18 protein-coding genes are annotated in these 22,646 nt (G+C 60.0%); 5 read left to right on the top strand and 13 right to left on the bottom strand.

The features are described from left to right. Positions 1-70 precede the first annotated feature (70 nt). From HU762_RS03025 to HU762_RS02980, 10 genes are all read right to left on the bottom strand, one after another. Entirely contained in the window at positions 71-1,009 is a 939-nt protein-coding gene (locus tag HU762_RS03025) for a carbohydrate kinase (protein ID WP_186632704.1), read from the bottom strand. A gap of 12 nt (positions 1,010-1,021) precedes the next feature. Then, positions 1,022-2,509: a xylulokinase gene (gene xylB, locus HU762_RS03020; RefSeq protein ID WP_186632701.1), complete on the bottom strand. Its 1,488-nt coding sequence runs from the start codon at positions 2,507-2,509 to the stop codon at positions 1,022-1,024. A 199-nt stretch (positions 2,510-2,708) separates the two neighbouring features. Then, positions 2,709-4,190: a mannitol dehydrogenase family protein gene (locus tag HU762_RS03015; RefSeq protein ID WP_186632698.1), complete on the bottom strand. Its 1,482-nt coding sequence runs from the start codon at positions 4,188-4,190 to the stop codon at positions 2,709-2,711. A gap of 16 nt (positions 4,191-4,206) precedes the next feature. Then, entirely contained in the window at positions 4,207-5,310 is a 1,104-nt protein-coding gene (gene ugpC, locus HU762_RS03010; RefSeq protein WP_186632695.1) for a sn-glycerol-3-phosphate ABC transporter ATP-binding protein UgpC, read from the bottom strand. Between the two features lie 39 nt (positions 5,311-5,349). Then, on the bottom strand, positions 5,350-6,180 hold the full coding sequence (locus tag HU762_RS03005; protein ID WP_186610240.1) for a carbohydrate ABC transporter permease: 831 nt from the start codon (positions 6,178-6,180) through the stop codon (positions 5,350-5,352). 10 nt (positions 6,181-6,190) lie between these two features. Beyond that, on the bottom strand, positions 6,191-7,123 hold the full coding sequence (locus HU762_RS03000; protein ID WP_186632692.1) for a sugar ABC transporter permease: 933 nt from the start codon (positions 7,121-7,123) through the stop codon (positions 6,191-6,193). Between the two features lie 78 nt (positions 7,124-7,201). After that, complete coding sequence (locus HU762_RS02995; protein WP_186632688.1) at positions 7,202-8,512, bottom strand: sugar ABC transporter substrate-binding protein; 1,311 nt, start codon at positions 8,510-8,512, stop codon at positions 7,202-7,204. Positions 8,513-8,817: 305 nt separating this feature from the next. After that, positions 8,818-9,723 carry an AraC family transcriptional regulator gene (locus HU762_RS02990; RefSeq protein WP_186610243.1) on the bottom strand — a complete coding sequence of 302 codons (906 nt, stop codon included), beginning with the start codon at positions 9,721-9,723 and terminating at the stop codon, positions 8,818-8,820. 93 nt (positions 9,724-9,816) lie between these two features. Beyond that, positions 9,817-11,109 carry a glycosyltransferase gene (locus HU762_RS02985; RefSeq protein WP_186632685.1) on the bottom strand — a complete coding sequence of 431 codons (1,293 nt, stop codon included), beginning with the start codon at positions 11,107-11,109 and terminating at the stop codon, positions 9,817-9,819. 74 nt (positions 11,110-11,183) lie between these two features. Next, positions 11,184-11,555 carry a response regulator gene (locus tag HU762_RS02980; protein WP_186632683.1) on the bottom strand — a complete coding sequence of 124 codons (372 nt, stop codon included), beginning with the start codon at positions 11,553-11,555 and terminating at the stop codon, positions 11,184-11,186. A 258-nt stretch (positions 11,556-11,813) separates the two neighbouring features. Here HU762_RS02980 and HU762_RS02975 point away from each other — a divergent pair, with 258 nt between their 5' ends. The 5 genes from HU762_RS02975 to HU762_RS02955 are packed head-to-tail and all read left to right on the top strand — an operon-like array spanning position 11,814 to position 18,333. Continuing rightward, entirely contained in the window at positions 11,814-15,293 is a 3,480-nt protein-coding gene (locus HU762_RS02975) for a response regulator (protein ID WP_186632680.1), read from the top strand. Further along, the gene (locus HU762_RS02970; protein WP_186632677.1) at positions 15,293-16,108 is read left to right on the top strand and encodes a protein-glutamate O-methyltransferase CheR; all 816 of its coding nucleotides are present in this window, start codon (positions 15,293-15,295) and stop codon (positions 16,106-16,108) included. Before HU762_RS02975 ends, HU762_RS02970 begins: the two co-directional genes overlap by 1 nt. Next, on the top strand, positions 16,105-16,692 hold the full coding sequence (locus tag HU762_RS02965) for a chemotaxis protein CheB (protein ID WP_186632674.1): 588 nt from the start codon (positions 16,105-16,107) through the stop codon (positions 16,690-16,692). The genes HU762_RS02970 and HU762_RS02965 overlap by 4 nt, the downstream gene beginning before the upstream one ends. A 5-nt stretch (positions 16,693-16,697) precedes the next feature. Then, entirely contained in the window at positions 16,698-17,963 is a 1,266-nt protein-coding gene (locus HU762_RS02960) for a hybrid sensor histidine kinase/response regulator (RefSeq protein WP_186632671.1), read from the top strand. Next, the gene (locus tag HU762_RS02955; protein WP_186632668.1) at positions 17,956-18,333 is read left to right on the top strand and encodes a response regulator; all 378 of its coding nucleotides are present in this window, start codon (positions 17,956-17,958) and stop codon (positions 18,331-18,333) included. The genes HU762_RS02960 and HU762_RS02955 overlap by 8 nt, the downstream gene beginning before the upstream one ends. A gap of 11 nt (positions 18,334-18,344) precedes the next feature. Here HU762_RS02955 and HU762_RS02950 read toward each other — a convergent pair whose 3' ends face one another. The 3 genes from HU762_RS02950 to HU762_RS02940 all read right to left on the bottom strand — a co-directional run bounded on the left by HU762_RS02950 (position 18,345) and on the right by HU762_RS02940 (position 22,558). Continuing rightward, positions 18,345-19,244 carry a halovibrin HvnA gene (locus tag HU762_RS02950; RefSeq protein WP_186632665.1) on the bottom strand — a complete coding sequence of 300 codons (900 nt, stop codon included), beginning with the start codon at positions 19,242-19,244 and terminating at the stop codon, positions 18,345-18,347. A gap of 144 nt (positions 19,245-19,388) precedes the next feature. Further along, positions 19,389-21,059 carry a response regulator gene (locus tag HU762_RS02945; RefSeq protein WP_186632662.1) on the bottom strand — a complete coding sequence of 557 codons (1,671 nt, stop codon included), beginning with the start codon at positions 21,057-21,059 and terminating at the stop codon, positions 19,389-19,391. Further along, positions 21,056-22,558 (bottom strand): ATPase domain-containing protein, encoded by a 1,503-nt coding sequence (locus tag HU762_RS02940; protein WP_186632659.1) that lies wholly within the window; start codon positions 22,556-22,558, stop codon positions 21,056-21,058. The genes HU762_RS02945 and HU762_RS02940 overlap by 4 nt, the downstream gene beginning before the upstream one ends. Positions 22,559-22,646 lie beyond the last annotated feature (88 nt).

The raw sequence follows: 22,646 nt of genomic DNA, 5'->3' as shown, positions 1-22,646 counted from the left end.
CTCCTCGTCCTACCAGCCTGACGACCGGGTCCGACATCGTTCGAACCCGGCGTGCAGCTTTTGCTGGTTGCTAGTCCAGTTGCCGCCGGTAAGGCAGGTCGGGGCCGGTTTTGCCGCAGGTCAGCGCAGCGGCGCGCATGGCGAAATCGAGCATCTGGCTGATCTGTTTCGCGGTCAGCGAATTCAAGCCCTCCACACAATCCAACTGCTGCTCAGTCAGCCAGGCGATCAGTGCCGCCTGGAATGTATCGCCCGCGCCTACGGTATCGGCGATCTTGACCGGACAGGCAGCAAGCGACCAGATGCCATGATGACGGCTGAACACCGTCGCGCCGTCACCGCCACGGGTCAGAAATGCCAGTTGGCAACGATGTTCCAGCCAACCGCTGATCACTTCATGCGGGTCTCGGTCGGGGTAGAGCAGGCCAAGGTCTTCATCACTGACTTTGATCAGGTCGGCATACTGCACCAACGTGGCGATTCGCGAACGCCACAACTCGATGTCCGGTTGCGGATTGAGCCGTACATTCGGGTCCAGGCTGATCAGGCGCTTGCCGCTTTCGCGTTGCACCAGCGCCAGCAGCGTGTCGGCGACTGGCTGCACCACCAGGGAAAATGAGCCGACATGCAAGCCACGCACCTGCGGGCTCAGCGTCGGCAGATGCGCCATGCTCAACTGCCGATCCGCGCAACCCTCACCGCGAAAGCTGTAGTGCGGCGAGCCGTTGGCCCCTACGGCGACCATCGCCAGGGTAGTGGGGGCGTCGAAGTCATGGGTGAATTGCGTGCTGACGCCTTCGTCGGTCAATACCTGTCGCAAGCGTTGGCCGAGGTAGTCCGTGGACAGCCCGGCAAACAACGCCGATTCAACACCCAGGCGGCGTAATCCTACCGCCACGTTGAACGGCGAGCCGCCGGCAATTGCCTTGAAATTCACTTGGGACGCCGGAGCTCCCGCTTCGTTTGCGCTGAACAGATCAAACAGCGCTTCACCACACACCAGATACATAGTTGCCTGCTCTCAAAGGGTTGCGACGTGTTGCCGATAAAGTTCATAAGCTTGTTGGGATGCCGCGACCTGTTCGGCGACGGGCCGGGTTTCGCTGGCCGGGTCGAGCTTGACGCAACGCTGGCACAGTTCAGCCAACTGTTCTTGCGCGCCGCCATGACACCAGGCCGCCTGGATCGCCCCGCCCAGGGCAGCCGCTTCGCTCTGTTCGGTGCAGATGACCGTGGTGTCCATGATGTCGGCGACGATCTGCCGCCAGACCGGGCTCTTCGAACCGCCGCCGATCAGGCGAATGCTCTGCGCCTCGAGTCCATTGGCCCTGAGTAGGTCAAGGCCGTACCGCAGGCCGAAGGTCGTGCCTTCGACCACGGCGCGGCACAGATTGGCCCGGGTCAGGTTGGTGGTTGTCAGGCCCAGCAGACTGCCGGTGGCGTTCGGCAGGGCGGGGACTCGTTCGCCGTTGAGGAACGGCAGCATGCAGACGCCTTCGGCACCGATTGGCGCTTGGGTGACCAAGGTATTGAACGTGTCGATGTCCAAGTCCAGCAGCTCACGCAGCGCCCCGGTGGCGTTGGTCAGGTTCATGGTGCAGATCAGCGGTAGCCAGCCGCCGCTGGAAGAACAGAAAGTTGCCACCGACGCCTGCGGGCTGACCACGGGCTCCGCCGCATAGGCATACACCGTGCCGGAGGAGCCGAGGCTCATGGTGATCACGCCGGGCTGGATATTGCCCGTGCCGATCGCGCCCATCATATTGTCTCCGCCACCGCTGGCCACCACGGCCTCGGGGTTCAAGCCAAGGTGTGCGGCAATCTGCGGCAGGATCCTGCCGACCGGCTGATGGGCCTCGATCAATTTCGGCAAGGCCGACTGCAGGCGTCCGCTGGGGTCGATATGTCGCAGCAGCTCCGTGTCCCATTGGCGGCTGCGCACGTTGAAATAGCCGGTGCCCGAGGCATCGCCATATTCGCTGCAATGGCGGCCGGTCAGCCAGTAATTGAGAAAGTCGTGGGGCAGCAGGACGCTGGCGATCCGCTCGAAAACTTGCGGGTGCTGTTCTTGGGTCCAAAGCAATTTGGAAACCGTATATCCCGGGGCGATCACCACGCCGAGACGCTCCAGGGAGCCACTTTCACCGCCGAGGTGCGCCAGGAGTCGATCGTTTTCCGCGGTCGTCTCGGTGTCGCACCACAGCTTGGCCGGGCGCAGGACCTGGCCCTGGTCGTCAAGTAGGACCAAGCCGTGTTGCTGGCCGGATACGCCGATGCCGAGGATCGCCTGGCCATCCACGCCGGCGGCCGACAATGCCTGCCGAGTGGCCTGGGTGAACGCGTCGAGCCATTGCTGGGTGTCTTGTTCGCGACGGCCGTTGGCGCCGCTGATCATGCTGTGGGCTGCGGCGCCCTGGCCGAGTACCTGGCCGCTGATCGCATCGAGGATCAGCGCCTTGGTGCCTTGGGTGCCGCAATCGATGCCCAGGAACAGTTGTTGGTTTGCCATGGAAATCCTCGGATCAAAGAACAAAACACAAAACCTGCGTGGCGAGGGAATTACCTGTGGCGAGGGGATTTATCCCCGCTGGGCTGCGACGCGGCCCCAGGTGCATCTGCTACTGCGGTGTATCAGACAGTACGTTGGGGGCCGCTTCGCGCCCCTGCGGGGATAAATCCCCTCGCCACAAAAGGCGGACTGCGTCGAGTCAGTCCGCGTCAGCGAGGATTCGCTCCAGCGTTCGCGTCACCCCATGCTCGCGCAAGCTGTTGCAGCACCATTCGAAGGCTGCCACGAATTCAGGCGAACGGGGAATCGCCGTGCCAAAAATTTCTTCAACTTGCAGCACCCGCTGGGTCACCAGCACGTCGTCGGCGACCAGCGCCTGGCAGAACGCCGCTCGTGGGTCGGGAATCGAATAGCTCACGCCGTTCTCGTCCACGCCCTTCAGATACACCGCCCAGGCCGCCACCACCAGCGCGGCGCGGCGGGTTTCGGCGCCGTCGGCGATCAGGCGGTTGATGGTCGGCACGGTGAATTTCGGAAACTTCGAGGAGCCGTCCGAACAGACCCGCTCCAACTGGTCGGCGATGGCTTGGTTGGAGAAGCGCTCCACCAGGGTATTCTTGTATTCGTCCAGGTCGATGCCCGGTACCGGCGCCAGTTGCGGTGTCACATCCAGGTCCATGTAGGCGCGCATGTAGCGCACGAACAGCGGGTCGTTCATGGTTTCATGGACGAAGCGATAGCCCTTGAGAAATCCCAGGTAGGTCAAGGCGAGGTGGCTACCGTTGAGCAGCTTGATCTTCATCTCTTCATAGGGCGAAACGTCATCGGTGAACTGCACCCCGACCTTCTCCCAGGCCGGGCGACCGCTGACGAATTTGTCTTCCAGCACCCACTGCACAAAGGGTTCGCAGACCACCGGCCAGGCGTCATCGATGCCATGTTCGTCATGCAGCTGCAAACGATGGGCGCTGCTGGTCATCGGCGTGATCCGATCAACCATGGCGTTGGGGAAGCTTACGTTCTGGTCGATCCACCGTCCCAGCTCAGGGTCACGCAGGGCGGCGAAGGCCAGCAGCGCCTTGCGGGTAACCGCGCCGTTGTGGGGCAGGTTGTCGCAGGACATCAGCGTGAACGCCGGCGTCCCCAAGGCGCGGCGCTTGGCCAGGGCCGCGCAGAGGAAGCCGAACACCGTGGTCGGCTGGTCCGGATGGGCCAGGTCGTGCTGGATCTGCGGCAGGTGGGCCATGAACTCGCCGTTGCTGTCGTCGATGCAGTAACCGCCCTCGGTGATGGTCAACGAGACAATGCGGATCTGCGGGTCGGCCAGTTTGTCGATCAGCGCACGGGCACCGTCTTCGGCCAGCAGCATGTCGGCGATGGCGCCGATCACGCGCACTTCGGTGTCATCGGTGTCGCCCAGTTCGTAGAGGGTGAACAGGTAATCCTGGCCGGCCAGGTCGTCCCGGGCGCGGCGGTCTTCGGCCCGCAGGCCCACGCCACAAATAGCCCAGTCCAGGCCTTCGCTGGTGTTCATCAGCGCATCGGTGTAATAGGCCTGGTGCGCACGGTGGAAACCGCCGACGCCGATGTGGGCGATGCCCTGGCGACGGTCGCTCAGGTTATAGGCGGGCAGGGCGACCTCGGGCTTGAGGTTGTGCAGGTTCTGTCGGTTGAGTTTCATCACAAAATCTCGGCAATCAGGCGGCAGCGCGCAGCGCGCGGGTGACCGCTACGCCTTCGGCATCGAATAAATGGCAGTGTTCGGCGTCCAGGTGCAGATCCAGTTGCTCGCCAAAGCGGCTCGCCAGGTCGCCGCGCACTCGCATTGTCAAGGCTTCGCCGGACGCGGTGACGACGTGGCAGAAGGTGTCGCTGCCCAGCCGCTCGCTGACATCGGCGGTGACTCGCAGCGTGCAATCGCCCGGTTGCGCCAGGTTCAGGTGTTCCGGGCGAATGCCCAAAGTTACTGCGCCGCCAACGCTCAGGTTGGCACCACTCAACGGCAGGCTGATCCGCGTCCCGGCGTCCAGCAGGACTTCGCAACCCCGGCCGTCCAGTGCGGTGACCTTGCCCTTGAGGAAACCCATTTTTGGCGTGCCGAGGAACCCGGCCACGAAGAGGTTGGCTGGCTGGTGATACAGGTCCAGCGGCGAGCCGACCTGCTCGATGCGTCCACCGTTGAGTACCACCACTTTGTCGGCCAGGGTCATGGCTTCAACCTGGTCGTGGGTCACGTAGATCATCGTCGCCTGCAGCTCTTTGTGCAGGCGGGCCAGTTCCAGGCGCATTTGCACGCGCAGGGCGGCGTCGAGGTTGGACAGCGGTTCGTCGAACAGAAAAATTTTCGGGTTACGCACGATGGCTCGGCCAATCGCCACGCGTTGGCGCTGGCCGCCGGACAATTGTTTGGGCTTGCGCTCCAGCATCGGCCCCAGTTCGAGGATGCGCGCCGCTTCGTTGACCTTCTTCTCGACCTCGGCCTTGGGCACGCCGGCCAGGTCCAGCGCGAAGGACATGTTCTTGCGCACGCTCATGTGCGGGTACAGGGCATAGGTCTGGAACACCATCGCCAGGTCGCGCTTGGCCGGGCTGACTTCGGTGATGTCCCGGCCGTCCAGTTCGATGGTGCCGTCGCTGACTTCTTCGAGGCCGGCAATCAGGCGCAGCAAGGTGGATTTGCCACAGCCGGACGGGCCGACAAAGACCACGAACTCGCGGTCGTTCACTTCAAGGTCGATGCCCTTGATGATGGAGAAGCCTTCGAAGCCTTTTTGCAGATTCTTGATTTTCAGGTTGGCCATGATGATGGGCCTCCGCTTCTGATGACTGTGTAGGGCGCGTTACTTCACCGCGCCGAAGGACAAACCGCGCACCAGCTGTTTCTGGCTGATCCAGCCGAAGATCAGGATCGGCGCGCAGGCCAGGGTCGAGACGGCCGACAATTTGGCCCAGAACAAACCTTCCGGACTGGAGTAAGAGGCAATCAGCGCTGTCAGTGGCGCGGCTTTGGATGAGGTGAGGTTCAGTGACCAGAACGCCTCGTTCCAGCACAGAATCAGCGACAACAGCACGGTGGACGCCAGGCCGCCCTTGGCGATCGGCAGCAGCACGCGGACCATCTCCTGCCAGAGCGTGGCGCCATCCAGGCGCGCGGCTTCGAGGATGTCGCGGGGAATGTCCTTGAAGTAGGTGTAAATCATCCAGACCACGATCGGCAGGTTGATCAGCGTGTAGATGATGATCAGCGCAATGCGCGTGTCCAACAGGCCAAAGCTCTTGGCCAGCAAATAGATCGGCATCAGCACGCCCACCGGTGGCAGCATTTTGGTGGAGAGCATCCACAGCAGCGTGCCCTTGGTGCGCTGGGTTTCGTAGAACGCCATGGAGTAAGCCGCCGGCACCGCGATCAACAGGCAAAGGGCAGTGGCGCTGAAGGAAATCACCACCGAGTTCCAGGCGAAGCTGAAGTAGTTGCTGCGCTCGTTGATGTGCAGGTAGTTCTCCAGCGTCGGCATGAAGATGAACTGCGGCGGCGTGGCGAACGCATCGATTTCGGTCTTGAAGCTGGTCAGCACCATCCAGAAGATCGGAAAGAAGATCAGGATCGCGATGGCCCAGGCCAGCGTGCCCAGCAGCAGGCTTTGCAGGCGACGGGATTGTTGAAGAGTCATGGCGACGGCCTCAGTTTTTGTCGGTGAGGTTTTTGCCGATCATCCGCACGAGGATGATGGCGGCGATGTTGGCGATCACCACGGCGATCAAACCACCGGCCGACGCCATGCCGACGTCGAACTGCACCAGCGCCTGGTTGTAGATCAGGTAGGCGAGGTTGGTCGATGCGTAGCCGGGACCACCGTTGGTGGTGGTGAAGATCTCGGCGAACACCGACAGCAGGAAAATCGTCTCGATCATCAGCACCACGGCGATAGGACGCGCCAGGTGCGGCAGGGTCAGGTGCCAGAAGATCGCGATCGGGCCGGCACCGTCCAGGCGGGCGGCTTCCTTCTGTTCCTGGTCGAGGGACTGCATGGCGGTCATCAGGATCAGGATCGCGAAGGGCAGCCATTGCCACGACACGATGATGATGATCGACAGCAGCGGGTAATGCGCCAGCCAGTCCACCGGCTGCGCGCCGAACAGTTTCCAGACCGAGGCGAGGATTCCGGAGACCGGGTGGAAAATCAGGTTCTTCCAGATCAACGCGCCCACGGTCGGCATGATAAAGAACGGCGAGATCAGCAATACCCGCACGATCCCACGGCCGAAAAACTCGCTGGCTTCCAGCAGCGCGCTGATCAACACACCCAGCACGATACTGATCAACAACACGCTGCCCACCAGCAGCAGGGTGTTGGTGGCGCCGGGCATGAAGCCCGAGTCGGTCAGGAAGTAAGTGAAGTTCTCCAGCCCGACGAATTGGTTTTCGCCGGGGTAGAGCAGGTTGTAGCGGATCATCGAGAAGTAGACGGTCATGCCCAGCGGCACGATCATCCACAGCAGCAACAAGGCGACCGAAGGGCTGACCAGGAACCAGCCGGGGTTTGCCACACGGGCCTTGCGTGCCGGCGGGGCTATTTCGAGGGGGGCTTTGACTGTCGTTGTCGAGGTATTCATGTCGATCACTCGTTATGCACGCATTCCCTGTGGCGAGGGAGCAAGCTCTCTCGCCACAAATGGATGTCTACAAGCTTTTTATTTGGGATACCCGGCGCGCTTCATTTCCCGCTCGGTGGTGGACTGAGCTGCGGTCAACGCCTGGTCCACGGTCTGCTGCCCGGTCAGTGCGCCCGAGAAAAACTTGCCTACCTGGGTGCCGATGGCCTGGAATTCGGGAATGGTCACCAACTGAATGCCGATGTAGGGCACGGGCTTGAGCGTTGGTGCCTTCGGATCGGCGACCTTCAACGACTCCAGCGTCACCTTGGCAAACGGCGCGGCCTTCATGTACTCGTCGCTGTAGGTCGAGGCGCGGGTTCCTGGCGGTACGTTGGCGATGCCGTCGGTCTTGGCGACCAATTGGCCGTACTCCTTGGACGTCGCCCAAGTGGTAAAGACCTTGGCCGCTTCCTTGGCTTTGGAGCTGGTCGGGATGGCCAGCGACCAGGAGTACATCCACGAGCTGCCCTTGTCGGTTTTTTCGTGGGGGGCGAAGGTGAATCCAACGTTGTCGGCAACCTTGCTCTGGGTCTTGTCGGTGACGAACGAACCGGCGACGCTGGCATCGACCCAGATCGCGCATTTGCCGCTGTTGAACAGCGCCAGGTTTTCATTGAAACCGTTGCTGGAAGCGCCCGGCGGGCCGGATTTCTTCATGTTGTCAACGTAGAAGTTCAGCGCGTCTTTCCACTCGGGGCCATTGAATTCGGGCTGCCACTTCTCATCGAACCAGCGCGCGCCATAACCGTTGGCCAGGGTGGTAATGAGCGCCATGTTCTCGCCCCAACCGGCTTTGCCCCGCAGGCAAAGGCCATATTGTTCCTTGGATTTGTCGGTGAGCTTTCCTGCGAACTCACCGATCTGGGTCCAGGTTGGGTGTTCGGGCATGGTCAGCCCGGCGTTCTTGAACAGGTCGGTGCGGTAATAGGTGATCGAGCTTTCAGCGTAGAACGGCAGGGCGTACAGCGAACCCTTGACCGACAATCCATCGCGCACCGAAGGGAAAACGTCTTCCAGGTCGTAGGAGGCCGGCAAATCCTTCATCGGTTCCAGCCAGCCCTTGGCGCCCCAGAGTGCAGCTTCGTACATGCCGATGGTCAGCACGTCGAACTGCCCGCCTTGGGTGGCGATGTCGGTGGTCAGGCGTTGCCGCAGTACGTTTTCTTCAAGCACCACCCAGTTCAGCGTGATGTCCGGGTGCTCGGCCTCGAAGGTTTTCGAGAGCTTTTGCATGCGGATCATGTCGCTGTTGTTGACGGTGGCAATGGTGAGGGTTTGCGCGCCGAAACTGACGCTGCTGAGGGTCATGCAAGTGGAGACAAGCAGAGCTTTTACCGAAGGTTTCATCGCGCACTCCTTTTCCGCGCCCACGGGCTGCAGAAGGACAGTTATTGTTTTTGTGTCTTCCGGATGAGGGGAAGAATGTGCGCTGATTACAGCCCTCTATGGACGGCGTGACAAATCATCCGTCGCACTTTTACTGATACTTTTTTGCACTGAAGAAAATTTCTGGCGGGGAATTCATTTGTGGCGAGGGGATTTATCCCCGCTGGGGCGCGAAGCGGCCCCCGAGTCCTGTCTGATACAAACCAGTAGCAGACATATATGGGGCTGCTGCGCAGCCCAGCGGGGATAAATCCCCTCGCCACAGGTCAACCCTGGTTCTGCTCGGTCAGCCGCTGCACCGCCAGCCGCCGGTAGTGTGAGGGGGTCATGCCCTTGAGTTGCTGGAAGCGTCGGTTGAAGTTGGAAATATTGTTGAAGCCCGACTCGAAACACACATCGGTCACCGGTTTGTCGCCGTCGGCCAACAGTTCGCAGGATTTGCTGATGCGCAGTCGATTGACGAATTCGATGAAGCAACGGCCGGTGGCTTGCTTGAAGACGCGGCTGAAATAGGTGGGTTTCATGCCCAGGTGCTCGGCGACTTCTTCCAGGGGCAATTCCCGGGCGTAGTGGGCGAAGATGTAATCCACCGCGCGGTTGGTGCGGTCGATGCTGTGTTCGTCCGCCGCTTGTGGAGTGGTGGCGCCGGACAGCAATTGGTAATCATCGCAGGCCGCCAGCAACTCCATCAGGATGAAAAAATAGCCCAGTCGGCTCATGCCATGGGCGTCGGCGATGCGTTGCATCAAGGTCATGGCCTGGCGGATGGTGCGCTTGCAACGAAACTCGATGCCGTGTTGGGCGCGTTCGAGCAGCGGGGCGAGGGTCTTCAGCTCGGCAAACACCTGATTGCCGCTTTCGAACAGCTCATCGGTGAAGTTCACCAGCATGTCGCGCTTGGGCACCACTTCGTCCTCGGCCACCTGGCTGATCCAGTTATGGGGCAGATTGGGGCCGGTGAGGAACAGGGACTGCGGGGAAAAATTGCCGATGTAGTCGCCGATGAAGACCTTGCCCGAACTGGCGACGATCAGGTGCAGCTCGTATTCCTTGTGGAAATGCCAGCGCACCAGCGGGCAGGGGAAACCGTGCTGGCGATAGATGATGGACAGCCCGTTGTGGTCGTCCATCAACTCGTAGGAGGGATCGGTGACTCTCGCTGTTCGGGTCATGTGCCTGGCGCTTTTGTTGTTATCGCCGCTGATAATGCCCCCTAAGCCCGGCAGGTTCCAGCCCCGTCGCCGGTTGCTTGAAGCCGCCGGCCATCAACTGCTGCGATTTTTTTCCTCGATCCACTGGGCCATGTACTGGGTGCTCTTGTGTTGATGATGACGGAGCATGCTGCCGGTGAAGTTGTCCCGGCGTCGCCGCGCAAGATCGGCGCGGCAGGCCTTGATGCTGTCAATCAACGCCGGGCCGTGGACCTTTCTGCGAAAACGCTCCGCGAGCAAAGCCAGCCCCGCATCCTGGGCAGCGGCCCAACGCGTCGAGTCGCTGTACAACTGCACCGCGGCATCGGCGATGTCTTCGGCACTCTGCGCAATTGCCCCGGGCCAAGGCATGCCGCCGTGCATGGCCTCGGCGCCAATGGGGGTGGTGACGCTGGGCGTTCCGCACAGCATGGCTTCGATCAGTTTGCCCTTGATGCCTGCGCCGAAACGCAATGGCGCCAGGCAGATGCGTGCCGCCGACATGACCTGCAAGGCATCTTCCGCCCAGTTCATGATGTGGAATCCCTGCGCCGGATTATGCAGCGCCGCCGCCTTGGGCGGGGTGTAGGCGCCATAGAGATGCAGTTGCGCGCCGGGCATTCGCTGGCGAATCAGCGGCCAGACGGCATTCTTCATCCAGAGCACGGCGTCCCAGTTCGGTGCATGACGGAAGTTGCCAATGCTGAGAAAATGCGCCCGGTCTTCGAAGGGCGCGCCGGGTTTGTCGGGCAGATCTAGCATCAATGGGCACCAGAGCAACAATTCGCGAGGCACCTTGAAGTGTTCCACCAGCAGTTCGATCTCGACCTCAGACACCATCAGGTTCAGGTCGCAACGGTACAGGGCGGCGATTTCCCGCTTGGCCAGGTCGGTGTCGGCCATCAGCTCGAATTCCTCGCGCAGCGCCGGAGCGAAAAGGTCGCTGAAATCCTGGGACGACTCGTCGGCCTTCAAGCGATCCTTCAAGCGTTGATGCCGGGCGTGACGCAGGCTTTGCAGGTCGGACGTTTCCAAGACCCGCAGGGCGTCGGGGCAGTGTTTTTCGACCCTCCAGCCGAACTGTTCTTCCATCATGAACTGGTCGAACAGGACGATGTCCGGCGCACACTCGGTTATGAAAGTATCAAAGCTGCTGTTGTTGAGCTCGATCGGTACTTCACGTATGCCCAAGGCGAGCAGGTCGGCGCGGTTTTCGCCGGGCTTGGCCGGGCTGCTGAAGGTAATCTCCCAGCCTTCGCCGAGAAACGCTTCCAGTAGCTGCATGACATGCCCGCCGGCCGCCGATGAGCGTGGCTCGGGCCAGACATAGCCGATAACCAGGACCTTGGTGGCGATGGGGTGAGACATGACGGGCATTCCTTGGTGCGATCAGGCGCAGTCGGCGCGCGGGGCGCCGATAGTGACCAAGAACGGGCCCAGGCTCAAGAAAGAATGCTTTTGACCTTGTCGCGCAACTGGTCAATGGAGAAGGGCTTGCCGATCACCGACATGCCTTCAGGCACATCGATGCTTTCGGCGTAACCGCTGGCGAACAGGATCGGTAGCTCGGGGCGTAGGATGCGGGCCTGTTTCGCCAATTCACGACCGTCCATGACCGGCAGGCCGACGTCCGTCATCATCAGGGCGATGGGCTGTGTGTCGTTGCGCAGAAAAGCCAATGCCTGTTCGCAGCCATCCGCCTCCAGCACCTTGTACTCCAGCTCTTCCAGTACATCGACAATCAACATGCGCACGATGTCGTCGTCTTCGACTACCAGGATGGTGGAGGGGGTGTCAGGAGCGGGGACGGACATAATAGACTTCTCGAAAGATGGAATCGGTAGGGCCGCGGCAAAAGTAGCCGTATGCATGAGTAAGTTTCGAGACGCCACAAGTTCCCGAACCTGTACAAGAAAGGATCTATAGTACAAGAGCTGACAAGGATAGTCGCATCCTTACAACCCTGGTCTGTCGCCATGGGATTTGCGTCCTTGAATTGTCAGAAATGTGGATCCAGCCCAGGTTTTTGGGCACACTCCATGACTTTCAACTGTCCACCAAGGCCTTTTTCCATGACTCCTTCGTCTTCGGTTGACGAGCAAAGTTTTCGCAAGCTCCTGGCCCGCAACATCAGTCTACCTTTAGGCATGGGCGCCCTCAGCGCGGTGTTTTTCATAGTGCTGATCACTTACCTGCTGTCGGTGATCCAGTGGGTCGGCCACACCGACCGGGTGATCAATAACGCCAATGAAGCGCTCAAACTGAGTGTCGACCTGGAAACCGGCATGCGCGGCTATCTGTTGAGCGGCGACGAGCATTTTCTCGACCCTTATGAAGTTGCCAAGCCCAGGATCGCCGTGGCGCTGGACACATTGTTGGAACTGACAGCTGACAACCCGGTGCAGACCGATCGTTTGCACAGGATCCAAGCGCTGCAAGTGGAGTGGGCCAATTACGCCCAGAGCATGATCGACCTGCAGCGCAGCAGTGGCGATTACCGGGGCGCGCTCAAGGCCGGGCGTGGCAAGCGGCTGACGGATGAGATACGCAAGACGTTCGAGGACGTCGTCGAAACCGAGCAGCAATTGCGCGCCGAGCGCAACGACCAGGTGCGCACCACCACGATCTGGAGCATTGCCCTTTATTTGTTGCTCGTCGCCGCGATAAGTGGATTGCTGGCCTATGTCGGTCGCCGCGACCTGCTGACCTTGTCCGGGAATTACAGCGCCAGCCTGAAAGTGCAGCAGCAAAGTGCCTTGCGCCTGGAGAAACAGGCCTGGTTGCGCAATGGCCAGACGCAGTTGGCCGAACAGGTCCTTGGCCAGCTGAGCCTGAATCTGTTGGGGCGCAACATCCTGCAGTTCTGCGCCCAATACATGGGCACGGTGGTTGCCGTGCTTTATGCCCGGGAAGAAAACGCCACTCTCAGGCGCATTGCCACCTACGGCATGTCCCGGGAGGACGACGAACAGGAGCAAGTGATCATCGACGGCGAAGGCATCGTTGGACAGGCCGTGCGGCAAGGCCGTCTGATCCGCCTGGATGATGTGCCGAACGACTATCTCAAGGTCAGCTCCGGGCTCGGCCAAGGTCTGCCCAACAGCGTGTTGGTGGTGCCCACCCGTGACGACGATCGGATCAATGGGGTCATTGAGCTGGGTTTCCTGCGGCCACTGACCGAGCGCGATCTTGAACTGCTGGAACTGATTGCCGGCAACATCGGCACGTCCATCGAAGCGGCCCGTTATCGCCAGCGCCTACAGGAAGTGCTGGCCGAGACACAGCAGTTGAACGAAGAGTTGCAAGTGCAGCAAGAAGAGCTCAAGACCGCCAACGAGGAGCTCGAGGAACAGTCACGTATCCTCAAGGAATCCCAGGCTCACCTGGAAGCCCAGCAACAGGAGCTGGAGCAGACCAACGAGCAATTGGCCGAGCAGCGCGACGCCATGGACCAGAAAAACAGCGAGCTGAACCTGGCGCAGATCCAGTTGCAGGAGCGCGCCGAAGAGCTGCAGCGTTCAAGCAAGTACAAATCCGAATTTCTGGCCAACATGTCCCATGAGCTGCGCACGCCGCTCAACAGTTCGCTGATCCTCTCCAAACTGCTGGCGGAGAACCCGCACAACAACCTCAGTGAGGAACAGGTCAAGTTCGCCGAATCGATTTATTCCGCTGGCAATGACCTGCTGAACCTGATCAACGACATCCTCGACATTTCCAAGGTAGAGGCCGGGAAACTCGAAGTGCGCCCGGAAAACACCAGTGTGCCGCGCCTGGTGGAAGGGCTCCAGGATATGTTCAAGCCGCTGACGGCTGAAAAGGGCCTGGCGTTTGACGTGCAGATAATGCCGGACGCGCCGCCGATGCTGTACACCGATCGCCAGCGTCTTGAACAAGTGCTCAAGAACTTGCTGTCCAACGCGGTGAAGTTCACCGAGCAGGGTTCTGTCATGCTTTCGGTGACCGGCCAGCCGGGTTCGGGTATCGCGTTCATGGTGCGTGATTCGGGAATTGGCATTGCGGCCGACCAGCAGCAGAGTATTTTCGAGGCGTTCCGCCAGGCTGATGGCACCACCAATCGCCGCTATGGCGGCACCGGGTTGGGCCTGTCGATTTCCCGGGACCTGGCAGCCTTGCTTGGTGGTTCGATCTCGGTTGTCAGCGAGCCGGGGCAGGGCAGCGTATTCACTCTGGTATTGCCCGGGCGTTATATCGAGCCCGGCGAGAACCCCGTTGAGCCAAGGATGTTCGCCCCAGCGACGACCGCGCCAGCGCCAGCCCATGTGCCGAAACCGGTATCCTTGGTCGCTGAGGTGGACCCGCCAGTCCCGCAATTCGCGGACGACCGCGACAAGGCGCCTTTCGAGACCCGCTGCATCCTGGTCATTGAAGACGAACCCAAGTTCGCCCGGATCCTGTTCGACCTCGCCCACGAACTCGGTTACCAATGCCTGGTGGCCCATGGCGCCGACGAGGGCTTTGACCTGGCCCTGCAACTGAGTCCCGACGCGATCCTGTTGGACATGCGCCTGCCGGATCACTCCGGGTTGACCGTGTTGCAGCGCCTCAAGGAACAAGCCCAGACCCGGCACATTCCGGTGCACATCATCTCCGTCGAAGACCGCGTCGAAGCGGCCATGCACATGGGGGCCATCGGTTATGCCGTCAAGCCGACGACCCGGGAAGAGCTCAAGGATGTCTTCGCCCGCCTGGAAGCCAAGCTGACCCAGAAGGTCAAGCGGGTGCTGCTGGTGGAAGACGATGACCTGCAGCGCGACAGCATTACCCGCCTGATCGGCGACGATGACATCGAAATCACCGCCGTCGGCCTGGCGCAGCAAGCCCTGGAACTGCTGCGCACCAACGTCTACGACTGCATGATCATCGACCTCAAGTTGCCGGACATGCTCGGCAACGACCTGCTCAAGCGCATGTCCAGCGAGGAGATCTGTTCGTTCCCGCCAGTGATTGTCTACACCGGGCGCAACTTGACCCGCGATGAAGAAGCCGAGCTGCGCAAATATTCGCGCTCGATCATCATCAAGGGCGCTCGCTCGCCGGAGCGCCTGCTGGACGAGGTGACACTCTTTCTGCACAAAGTCGAATCCCGGTTGTCTCATGAAAGACAGCGCATGCTCCAGACAGCCCGCAGCCGGGACAAGGTGTTCGAAGGCCGCAAAGTGCTGCTGGTGGACGACGACGTGCGCAACATTTTTGCCCTGACCAGCGCCCTCGAGGCAAAAGGAGCGGTCGTGGTCATTGGCCGTAACGGATACGAGGCGATCGAGCGCCTGAACGAGGTAGAAGACATCGATTTGGTACTGATGGATGTGATGATGCCCGAGATGGATGGCTTTGAAGCTACCGCGCTGATCCGCAAGGATCCACGCTGGCGCAAACTGCCGATCATCGCCGTGACGGCCAAGGCCATGAAGGATGACCAGGAACGCTGCCTGGCGGCGGGCTCCAACGACTACCTGGCCAAGCCGATCGACCTGGATCGCCTGTTTTCACTGATTCGCGTGTGGTTACCCAATATGGAAAGAATTTAGTGGAACGTAACACCGACATTGAACTTCGTTTATTGATCGAAGCGATCTACCTGAAGTACAGCTATGATTTTCGCGATTACTCTGGCGCTTCGATCAAGCGCCGGGTCTTGCATGCGTTGAGCCAGTTCGATTGCAAGACCATCTCTGCCTTGCAAGAGCGGGTGCTGCACGATCCGGGCGCGTTCATGCAGTTGCTGCAACTGCTGACGATTCCCGTCAGCGAGATGTTTCGCGATCCCGGACATTTCCTGGCGATACGCGAAGAAGTCGTGCCGTTGCTCAAGACCTACCCGTCGATCAAGATCTGGATCGCCGGTTGCAGCACCGGCGAAGAGGTCTATTCCATGGCGATCCTGCTGCGCGAAGAGGGCCTGCTGGACCGCACGCTCATTTACGCCACGGACATCAATCCGCGCTCTTTGGAAAAAGCCAAGCAGGGCATTTTTTCCCTGGAAAACGTCAGGGCCTACACCCAGAATTACCAGCTTGCCGGGGGGCGACGTTCGTTTGCCGATTACTACACCGCCGCCTACGATTACGCCATGTTCGATAAAACCCTGTGCCAGAACGTGACCTTCGCCGATCACAGCCTTGCGACCGACAGTGTTTTTTCCGAAACGCAGTTGATTTCATGTCGTAACGTATTGATTTATTTCAATAAGAAGTTGCAAGATCGCGCCTTTGGCCTTTTTCACGAGTCCCTCTGCCATCGTGGCTTCCTGGTACTGGGGAGCAAGGAAACACTCGACTTTTCGGCATTTGGCAAGCAGTTCGAACCGTTGGTCAAACAGGAACGGATCTATCGCAAGCTATGAATCCAGTGACGGACAGATCCAGGCCCCTGATCGAGGCCATCGTCGTCGGCGCATCCGCCGGGGGCGTCGAAGCGCTGCTTAAAATTTTCAGCCCGCTGCGCAGGGGCTTTCGCGTGCCCATCCTGGTGGTGTTGCATTTGCCCGACGAGCGCAATAGCCAGCTGGCCCAGGTATTCCGTCATCGCCTAGCGGTACCGGTGGAGGAAGCCCAGGACAAGCAGGACATCAGCCCGGGAACCTTGTATGTCGCGACGCCTGGTTATCACTTGTCGGTCGAAGCTGACCGCAGCCTGTCATTGAGCCTGGAGGACCCGGTGCACCATTCGCGACCGTCAATCGATGTGTTGTTCGAGTCGGCGGCCGATGTCTACGGCCCCGACCTGCTGGCGGTGGTGCTGACCGGCGCGAACAGCGACGGGGCCCGCGGCCTGGCGAAGGTCAAGGCACAGGGCGGCCTTACGATTGTCCAAGACCCGGAAGAGGCGCAGGTTTGCACCATGCCCGAAGCGGCGCTCAGCTTGCATGAGCCCGACCACATCCTAACTTTGCAGGGCATCGGCCAGTTGCTGGCCGGGCTGGAATGAACCACATGCCAAGAGATATTCAAGCCAAACTGCTGATCGTCGACGATCTGCCTGAGAATCTGTTGGCCCTGGAAGCGCTGATCAAGCGCGACGACCGCCAAGTCTTCAAGGCGTTATCGGCCGATGAAGCGCTGTCCCTGCTCTTGCAGCATGACTTTGCCTTGGCAATCATCGATGTGCAGATGCCGGGCATGAACGGGTTCGAACTGGCCGAGCTGATGCGCGGCACGGAAAAGACCCGCAGCATTCCCATTATTTTCGTCAGTGCCGCCGGCCGCGAGCGCAATTACGCGTTCACCGGTTATGAAAATGGCGCGGTGGATTTCTTGCACAAGCCGCTGGACACCCACGCGGTCAAAAGCAAGGTCAACGTGTTCGTCGAGCTCTATCGCCAGCGCAAGGCAATGAAGGAGCAAGTGATTGCCCTCGAGCAAAGCCGTCGGGAGCAGGAGCAGTTGCTCAAGGAGTTGCAAGCCACCCGCAGCGAGCTCGAGCAGGCGGTGCGCATGCGTGACGACTTCATGTCGATCGTCGCCCATGAGGTGCGTACGCCGCTCAATGGCTTGATCCTCGAAACGCAGCTGCGCAAGATGCACCTGGCGCGGGACAACGCAGCGGCGTTCACCTTGGATAAGGTGAAGGCGATGGTGGAGCGCGATGAACGCCAGATCAAAAGCCTGATCCGCTTGATCGAGGACATGCTGGACGTCTCTCGCATTCGAACCGGCAAGCTGTCCATTCGTCCGACCCGCTTCAACCTGACGGCGCTGGTGCAGAACCTGCTGCGCAACTTCCAGCCGCAGATCGCTGCCGCCGAATGCACGCTGAGCTGCACGGCCGAACCGTTGGTAGAAGGGCACTGGGATGAGTTCCGCATCGAGCAGGTGGTGTCGAATCTGCTGACGAATGCGCTGCGCTATGGCAGCAAGAGTCCAATTGACGTTCGGGTCTACAAGACGCCCGACCATGCTTGCGTCGAAGTCCAGGACCAGGGCATCGGTATCAGCGAAGAGAATCAGAGGCGCGTCTTCCAGCAATTCGAGCGGGTTTCCTCCAAGGCCGCCACGGCGGGCCTTGGGTTGGGCTTGTTCATCTCCGAACAGATCGTTACCGCCCATGGCGGCAGCATCACGGTCGATAGCCGCCTCAACGAAGGGGCGTTGTTTCGCGTTTGTCTGCCTTTTCAGAAAACTGGCGAACGGACGCAACCTCTGAGTGACCCCAGGGTCGTATCAGCAGCTATTGATCCAACAAAGGCTTCTCATGAGTGAAGATGCGCAAGACGTTGTTCTGATCGTCGAGGATGACCCCTCGATCCTGATGGTGCTGTCGGCTTACCTGTCCGGCGAAGGCTATCGCGTGCTGCAGGCCGAAAACGGTGAGCAGGCGTTCGAGATCCTCGCGAGCAAGCCCCATCTGGACATGATGATTACCGACTTCCGCCTGCCCGGCGGCATTTCCGGCGTGCAGATCGCCGAGCCGGCGGTGAGGTTGCGTCCTGACCTGAAGGTCATCTTCATCAGCGGTTACGCCCAGGAAGTGCGCGAGACCGACAGCCCGATCACCCGCAAGGCGCCGATCCTGGACAAGCCGTTTGACTTGGATGTTTTGCAGAAAATCATGCAAAAAATGTTGTCCTGACTTCAAACACTTCAGGGGTACCCACTCAATATTCTCTGCTCGATGCCTATGTAACTGAACACTGCATCGTCAGAAGGTGTCGCCGGTAGTGTCAGCCTGATAATCGGCACCACCACCATTTCTCCGGATTGAATGTAATGGGCCCATTGGTCTCGCTGGGCGTCTTCCAGTCCGCCTTCGGTATAAAAAAAAGCCTCAATGGGAACCGAAGCGGGGTTGTTCAACTGTGGCCACGTGGCGAGGATGAGCTCGATATAGGCATAGTTTCCCTCGAAAAAACCGGCGAGGTTGTGGGCTCGAATGGTCTCTGCAAAGGATCTCGCGCTGGCATTGTTCGTTCGGTTATCGACGTCAAAACCGCACCATGCACCGTGGGCATCCCGGTTCTGTACCCATTGCTCTGCGGTAGTGATGCCCAGTGTCTGGCAACGTTGACTTTGATGGCGTTGGGTAGCATCAGTGAAAGGGTAAGCGCCACAGCCGGGCTTCTCCCGATTGTTGGTTGCTCCGTCCATAGGGAAGGCGCATAGGACCTTTACGTGGAGAGTGTCGGGATCCCTGATCAAGTCCGGATAAAAAATGTAACCGCTGCGTTGCCCATAAACCAACCCCTGGAATTTCACATCCTTTCTCAGGAAGGAAAACGAAACCCCGCCGCTACCTTGCGAGTATGGACTTGGATTCCAAGCGAAGTAATTGGATCCGCCTTTTGCCGCACGCAACATTACACCAGAGCAAAGAAAGCTCGGCCTTGTAGCGGAGCCGCAATCATCCCGAAGATCGTTGTATCGTTGATTCAGTTCGACTGCCACTTGGCCACCCGAGCGGCGCCAATCCGATGCGGAAGCAAACTCTACGGCACCACCTGTCAATGCGATCAGCAACGCCCATATGCCAATTTTTTTTTTCATGATCCACCTCAAACGCATTATTCATGCCTTGGAGGGTTCTCCAGGGCTGTGCGTTAAAGATCTAATCAGGAAAAAACCGTCCGGATAACTGTCAACTCTTACAGCTATCCATCAGTGCGATCTGCATTCAAGATATTGCGTCTTCTAAACCTTGATCATTTCCCGCACCTTCGCCGTCAATAGATCAAACGTGAACGGCTTGGTGATCATTTGCATGCCAGGGTCCAGGAAGCCACCGCGCACGGCTGCGTGTTCGGCGTACCCGGTGATGAACAGTACCTTGAGATCCGGGCGGATCTGCCGGCCGATTTCCGCCAGTTGCCGCCCGTTCATCCCAGGAAGGCCCACGTCGCTGATCAACAGGTCGATGCGCTGGCTCGATTGCAGGATCGGCATCGCGCCGTTGGCGTCGCCGGCCTCGACGAAGGCATAGCCCAACTCGCTCAGCACCGCACAGACCAATACCCGCACCGCTGGATCATCTTCGACGATCAGCACGGTTTCGCCATCCTGTGCATAAGGGGCCTGTTGGGCAACGGCCGACGGTTCGTGTATTTCTTCGCCCACGAAGCGCGGCAGGTAAAGGTTCACCGTGGTGCCTTTGCCGACCTCGCTGTCGATGGTCACATGGCCCCGCGACTGCTTACTGAAACCATAGATCATCGAAAGACCCAGGCCGGTGCCCTGGCCGATGGGTTTGGTGGTGAAGAAGGGGTCGAACGCTCGGTTGATCACCGCTTCAGGCATCCCGCAACCACTGTCTTGCACGCTCAGGACCACGTAGTCACCGGGCTCCAGGTTGGTGTAGGCGTCGGTGAAACCGGTGTCCAGGTATTGATTGAAGGTCTGCACCACCAGTTTCCCGCCATCGGGCATAGCGTCCCGGGCGTTGAGCACCAGATTGAGCAGGGCGCTTTCCAGTTGGTTGGGGTCGGCTTCGGCGATCCAGAGCTGATCGTCCAGCTGCATGTCCAGGCGGATACTCTCGTTGAGGCTGCGTTGCAGCAACTCGCCCATGGACAACACCAGGGTGTTCATTTGCACGGCCTTGGAGTCCAGCGATTGCCGGCGTGAGAAGGCCAGCAACCGATGCGTCAGGCCTGCCGCCCGATTGGCCGACGTCACCCCCAGGTCGATCAGACTGTCGAGGTCTTCGGTACGGCCGCGGGCCAGGCGTCGGCGCAGCAGTTCGAGGCTGCCGATGATGCCGGTGAGCATGTTGTTGAAGTCATGGGCGATGCCGCCGGTGAGCTGTCCGACCGCTTCCATTTTCTGTGATTGGCGCAGGGCTTCTTCGTTATGACGCAGTTGGGCGGTGCGCTCCTCGACCTGTAGTTCAAGGGTTTCGAGGGTATTTTGCAGGCGCAGTTCGCTGTTGCTGAGGTCGATCAGGCGGTCCCGTGCTTCATATTGCCTTCGGCGTCCACGCAGCGCGGTGGTCACCAGGCTGACGAGCGTCACCGGGTGGAACGGACGCTCCAGGAACGTCACGTTGCCCAATTGAGCGCCAATGCGAGCGACCGGGTTGTGCTCGGGGCCACCGTGATGAGTCAGCAGGACTATGGGCAGGTCGGACCAGGCCGGTTGCTGTTCGATGTGCTGGAACAGCGTTTCCATATCTGGCCCCACCAGGGCTTCGGAGGACACTACCAGCACGCCCGCCCCATGCTCCAGTTCTTCGCACAAACGACCCAAATGGCTGCAAACGACTCCGCCGAAACCGGCTTCGTTGAGAATCATCAGGGCAATCTGGCTGTCCCGTCCCAGCGGCGCGAGAATCAGCGCCCGCTCGGACAGTGGCGTCGCCGAAGTCACTGGGGGGCATCCTCGAGCAGCGGGTTGTCCGACCCCATATAAGTCGGTACGCCACGCAACACGCCCTGGAAAGCCTCCAATGGTTGGCCAATGGTCATGCTCTTCTTGCTGATGCGGTACTCACGGATAGTGGATTCATGGCTGCCGGTGCGTTTCTTGATAATGGATATCGCTCGGCGAACCTTGCCCAGCGCCTCGAAATAACGCAGCAGGATAACGGTGTCGGCCAGGTAGGTAATGTCCACCGGCGCCTGCATGTCGCCCACCAGACCGTGCTGCGCAACGGTCATGAACGTCGCCGCGCCCTTGCGATTGAGGTAGAGCAACAGTTCATGCATGTGCAGGACCAGGGCGTTTTCTTCCGGCATGGCGGCCTGGTAGCCGTTGATGCTATCGATCACGACCGTCTTGATGTCGCCCTCGTCGACGCAGCGACGCACGCGGTGGGAGAACTCGCCGGGCGACAGTTCCGCAGCGTCCACCTGTTCGATCAGCAGGTTCCCGGTTTCTTGCAGCGCACTCAAATCAATCCCGATGTGTCTCATGCGTTCGAACAGCAAGCCCATTTCTTCATCGAAGATGAACAGCGCAGCTTTTTCGCCACGTCGCACGGCGGCTGCCGCGAAGATCAACGCAATCAGGGATTTACCGGTACCGGCCGGGCCAAGGATCAGCGTGCTGGAGCCGGTCTCGATGCCACCGCCCAGCAGGGCGTCCATTTCCGCGATGCCGCTGGACAGTTGCTGGCGCAGGTACTGGCCACGGTGCTCGGCAGCCACCAGGCGAGGGAAGACATGCAAGCCGTCGCTCATGATGGTGAAGTCGTGGTAACCGCCTCGGTATTTCTGCCCGCGATACTTGACCACCCGAAGCCGGCGCCGCTCTGCGCCGTAGCTGGGGGTCAATTCCTCAAGGCGGATAACGCCGTGGGCCACGCTGTGCACGGTTCTGTCCAAGGATTCGGTGGTGAGATCGTCCAGCAGTAATACCGTGGCGTCGTAACGCACGAAATAGTGTTTGATCGCAAGGATCTGGCGGCGATAGCGCAGGGAGCTTTGCGCCAGCAGGCGGATCTCGGAGAGGCTGTCGAGCACGACTCGGGTCGGCTTGAATCGCTCGACCACTTCGAAGATCTGCCGGGTTGCTTCGCCCAACTCCAGGTCCGAGGAATACAGCAGGCTCTGCTGGTGCTCGGCATTGAGCAGGCTCTCGGGCGGGGTCAGTTCGAAAATATGGATGTTTTCATCCAGTGTCCACCCGTGGGAGGCTGCGCCCTGGCGCAGTTCACGCTCGGTTTCCGATAGCGTGATGTACAACGAGCGCTCGCCGGCCTGAGCGCCGGCCATCAGGAAGTGCAACGCAACCGTGGTTTTACCGGTACCCGGTTCGCCCTCCAGGAGGAACACATGACCCCGAGACAAACCACCGGAAAGGATGTCGTCCAGTCCCTCGATACCGGTGGCGGCTTTTGCGCTGATCGACTCGTTAGATGTAATCAAAAATAACCCTCTCATGACTAGGGGAGTGGGCAGTAGACGGGGTATCGCCTGAAATGAACTGCCTGAACACTTGACCTTTGGCAGTGAT

The organism is Pseudomonas sp. SWRI92 (assembly GCF_014268685.1).
In the GTDB taxonomy this organism is placed as follows: Bacteria; Pseudomonadota; Gammaproteobacteria; order Pseudomonadales; family Pseudomonadaceae; genus Aquipseudomonas; species Aquipseudomonas marvdashtae.
Note: the sequence above shows the minus strand (reverse complement) of the source record. Positions and strands in the feature narration are given on the sequence as shown.

Coding starts and splice junctions, on each gene's coding strand:
- HU762_RS02995 (WP_186632688.1), bottom strand. CDS start 8,512: ATGAAACCTTCGGTAAAAGCTCTGCTTGTCTCCACTTGCATGACCCTC.
- HU762_RS03000 (WP_186632692.1), bottom strand. CDS start 7,123: ATGAATACCTCGACAACGACAGTCAAAGCCCCCCTCGAAATAGCCCCG.
- HU762_RS03025 (WP_186632704.1), bottom strand. CDS start 1,009: ATGTATCTGGTGTGTGGTGAAGCGCTGTTTGATCTGTTCAGCGCAAAC.
- HU762_RS02965 (WP_186632674.1), top strand. CDS start 16,105: ATGAATCCAGTGACGGACAGATCCAGGCCCCTGATCGAGGCCATCGTC.
- HU762_RS03005 (WP_186610240.1), bottom strand. CDS start 6,180: ATGACTCTTCAACAATCCCGTCGCCTGCAAAGCCTGCTGCTGGGCACG.
- HU762_RS02950 (WP_186632665.1), bottom strand. CDS start 19,244: ATGAAAAAAAAAATTGGCATATGGGCGTTGCTGATCGCATTGACAGGT.
- HU762_RS02990 (WP_186610243.1), bottom strand. CDS start 9,723: ATGACCCGAACAGCGAGAGTCACCGATCCCTCCTACGAGTTGATGGAC.
- ugpC (WP_186632695.1), bottom strand. CDS start 5,310: ATGGCCAACCTGAAAATCAAGAATCTGCAAAAAGGCTTCGAAGGCTTC.
- HU762_RS02980 (WP_186632683.1), bottom strand. CDS start 11,555: ATGTCCGTCCCCGCTCCTGACACCCCCTCCACCATCCTGGTAGTCGAA.
- xylB (WP_186632701.1), bottom strand. CDS start 2,509: ATGGCAAACCAACAACTGTTCCTGGGCATCGATTGCGGCACCCAAGGC.
- HU762_RS02975 (WP_186632680.1), top strand. CDS start 11,814: ATGACTCCTTCGTCTTCGGTTGACGAGCAAAGTTTTCGCAAGCTCCTG.
- HU762_RS03015 (WP_186632698.1), bottom strand. CDS start 4,190: ATGAAACTCAACCGACAGAACCTGCACAACCTCAAGCCCGAGGTCGCC.
- HU762_RS02955 (WP_186632668.1), top strand. CDS start 17,956: ATGAGTGAAGATGCGCAAGACGTTGTTCTGATCGTCGAGGATGACCCC.
- HU762_RS02985 (WP_186632685.1), bottom strand. CDS start 11,109: ATGTCTCACCCCATCGCCACCAAGGTCCTGGTTATCGGCTATGTCTGG.
- HU762_RS02960 (WP_186632671.1), top strand. CDS start 16,698: ATGCCAAGAGATATTCAAGCCAAACTGCTGATCGTCGACGATCTGCCT.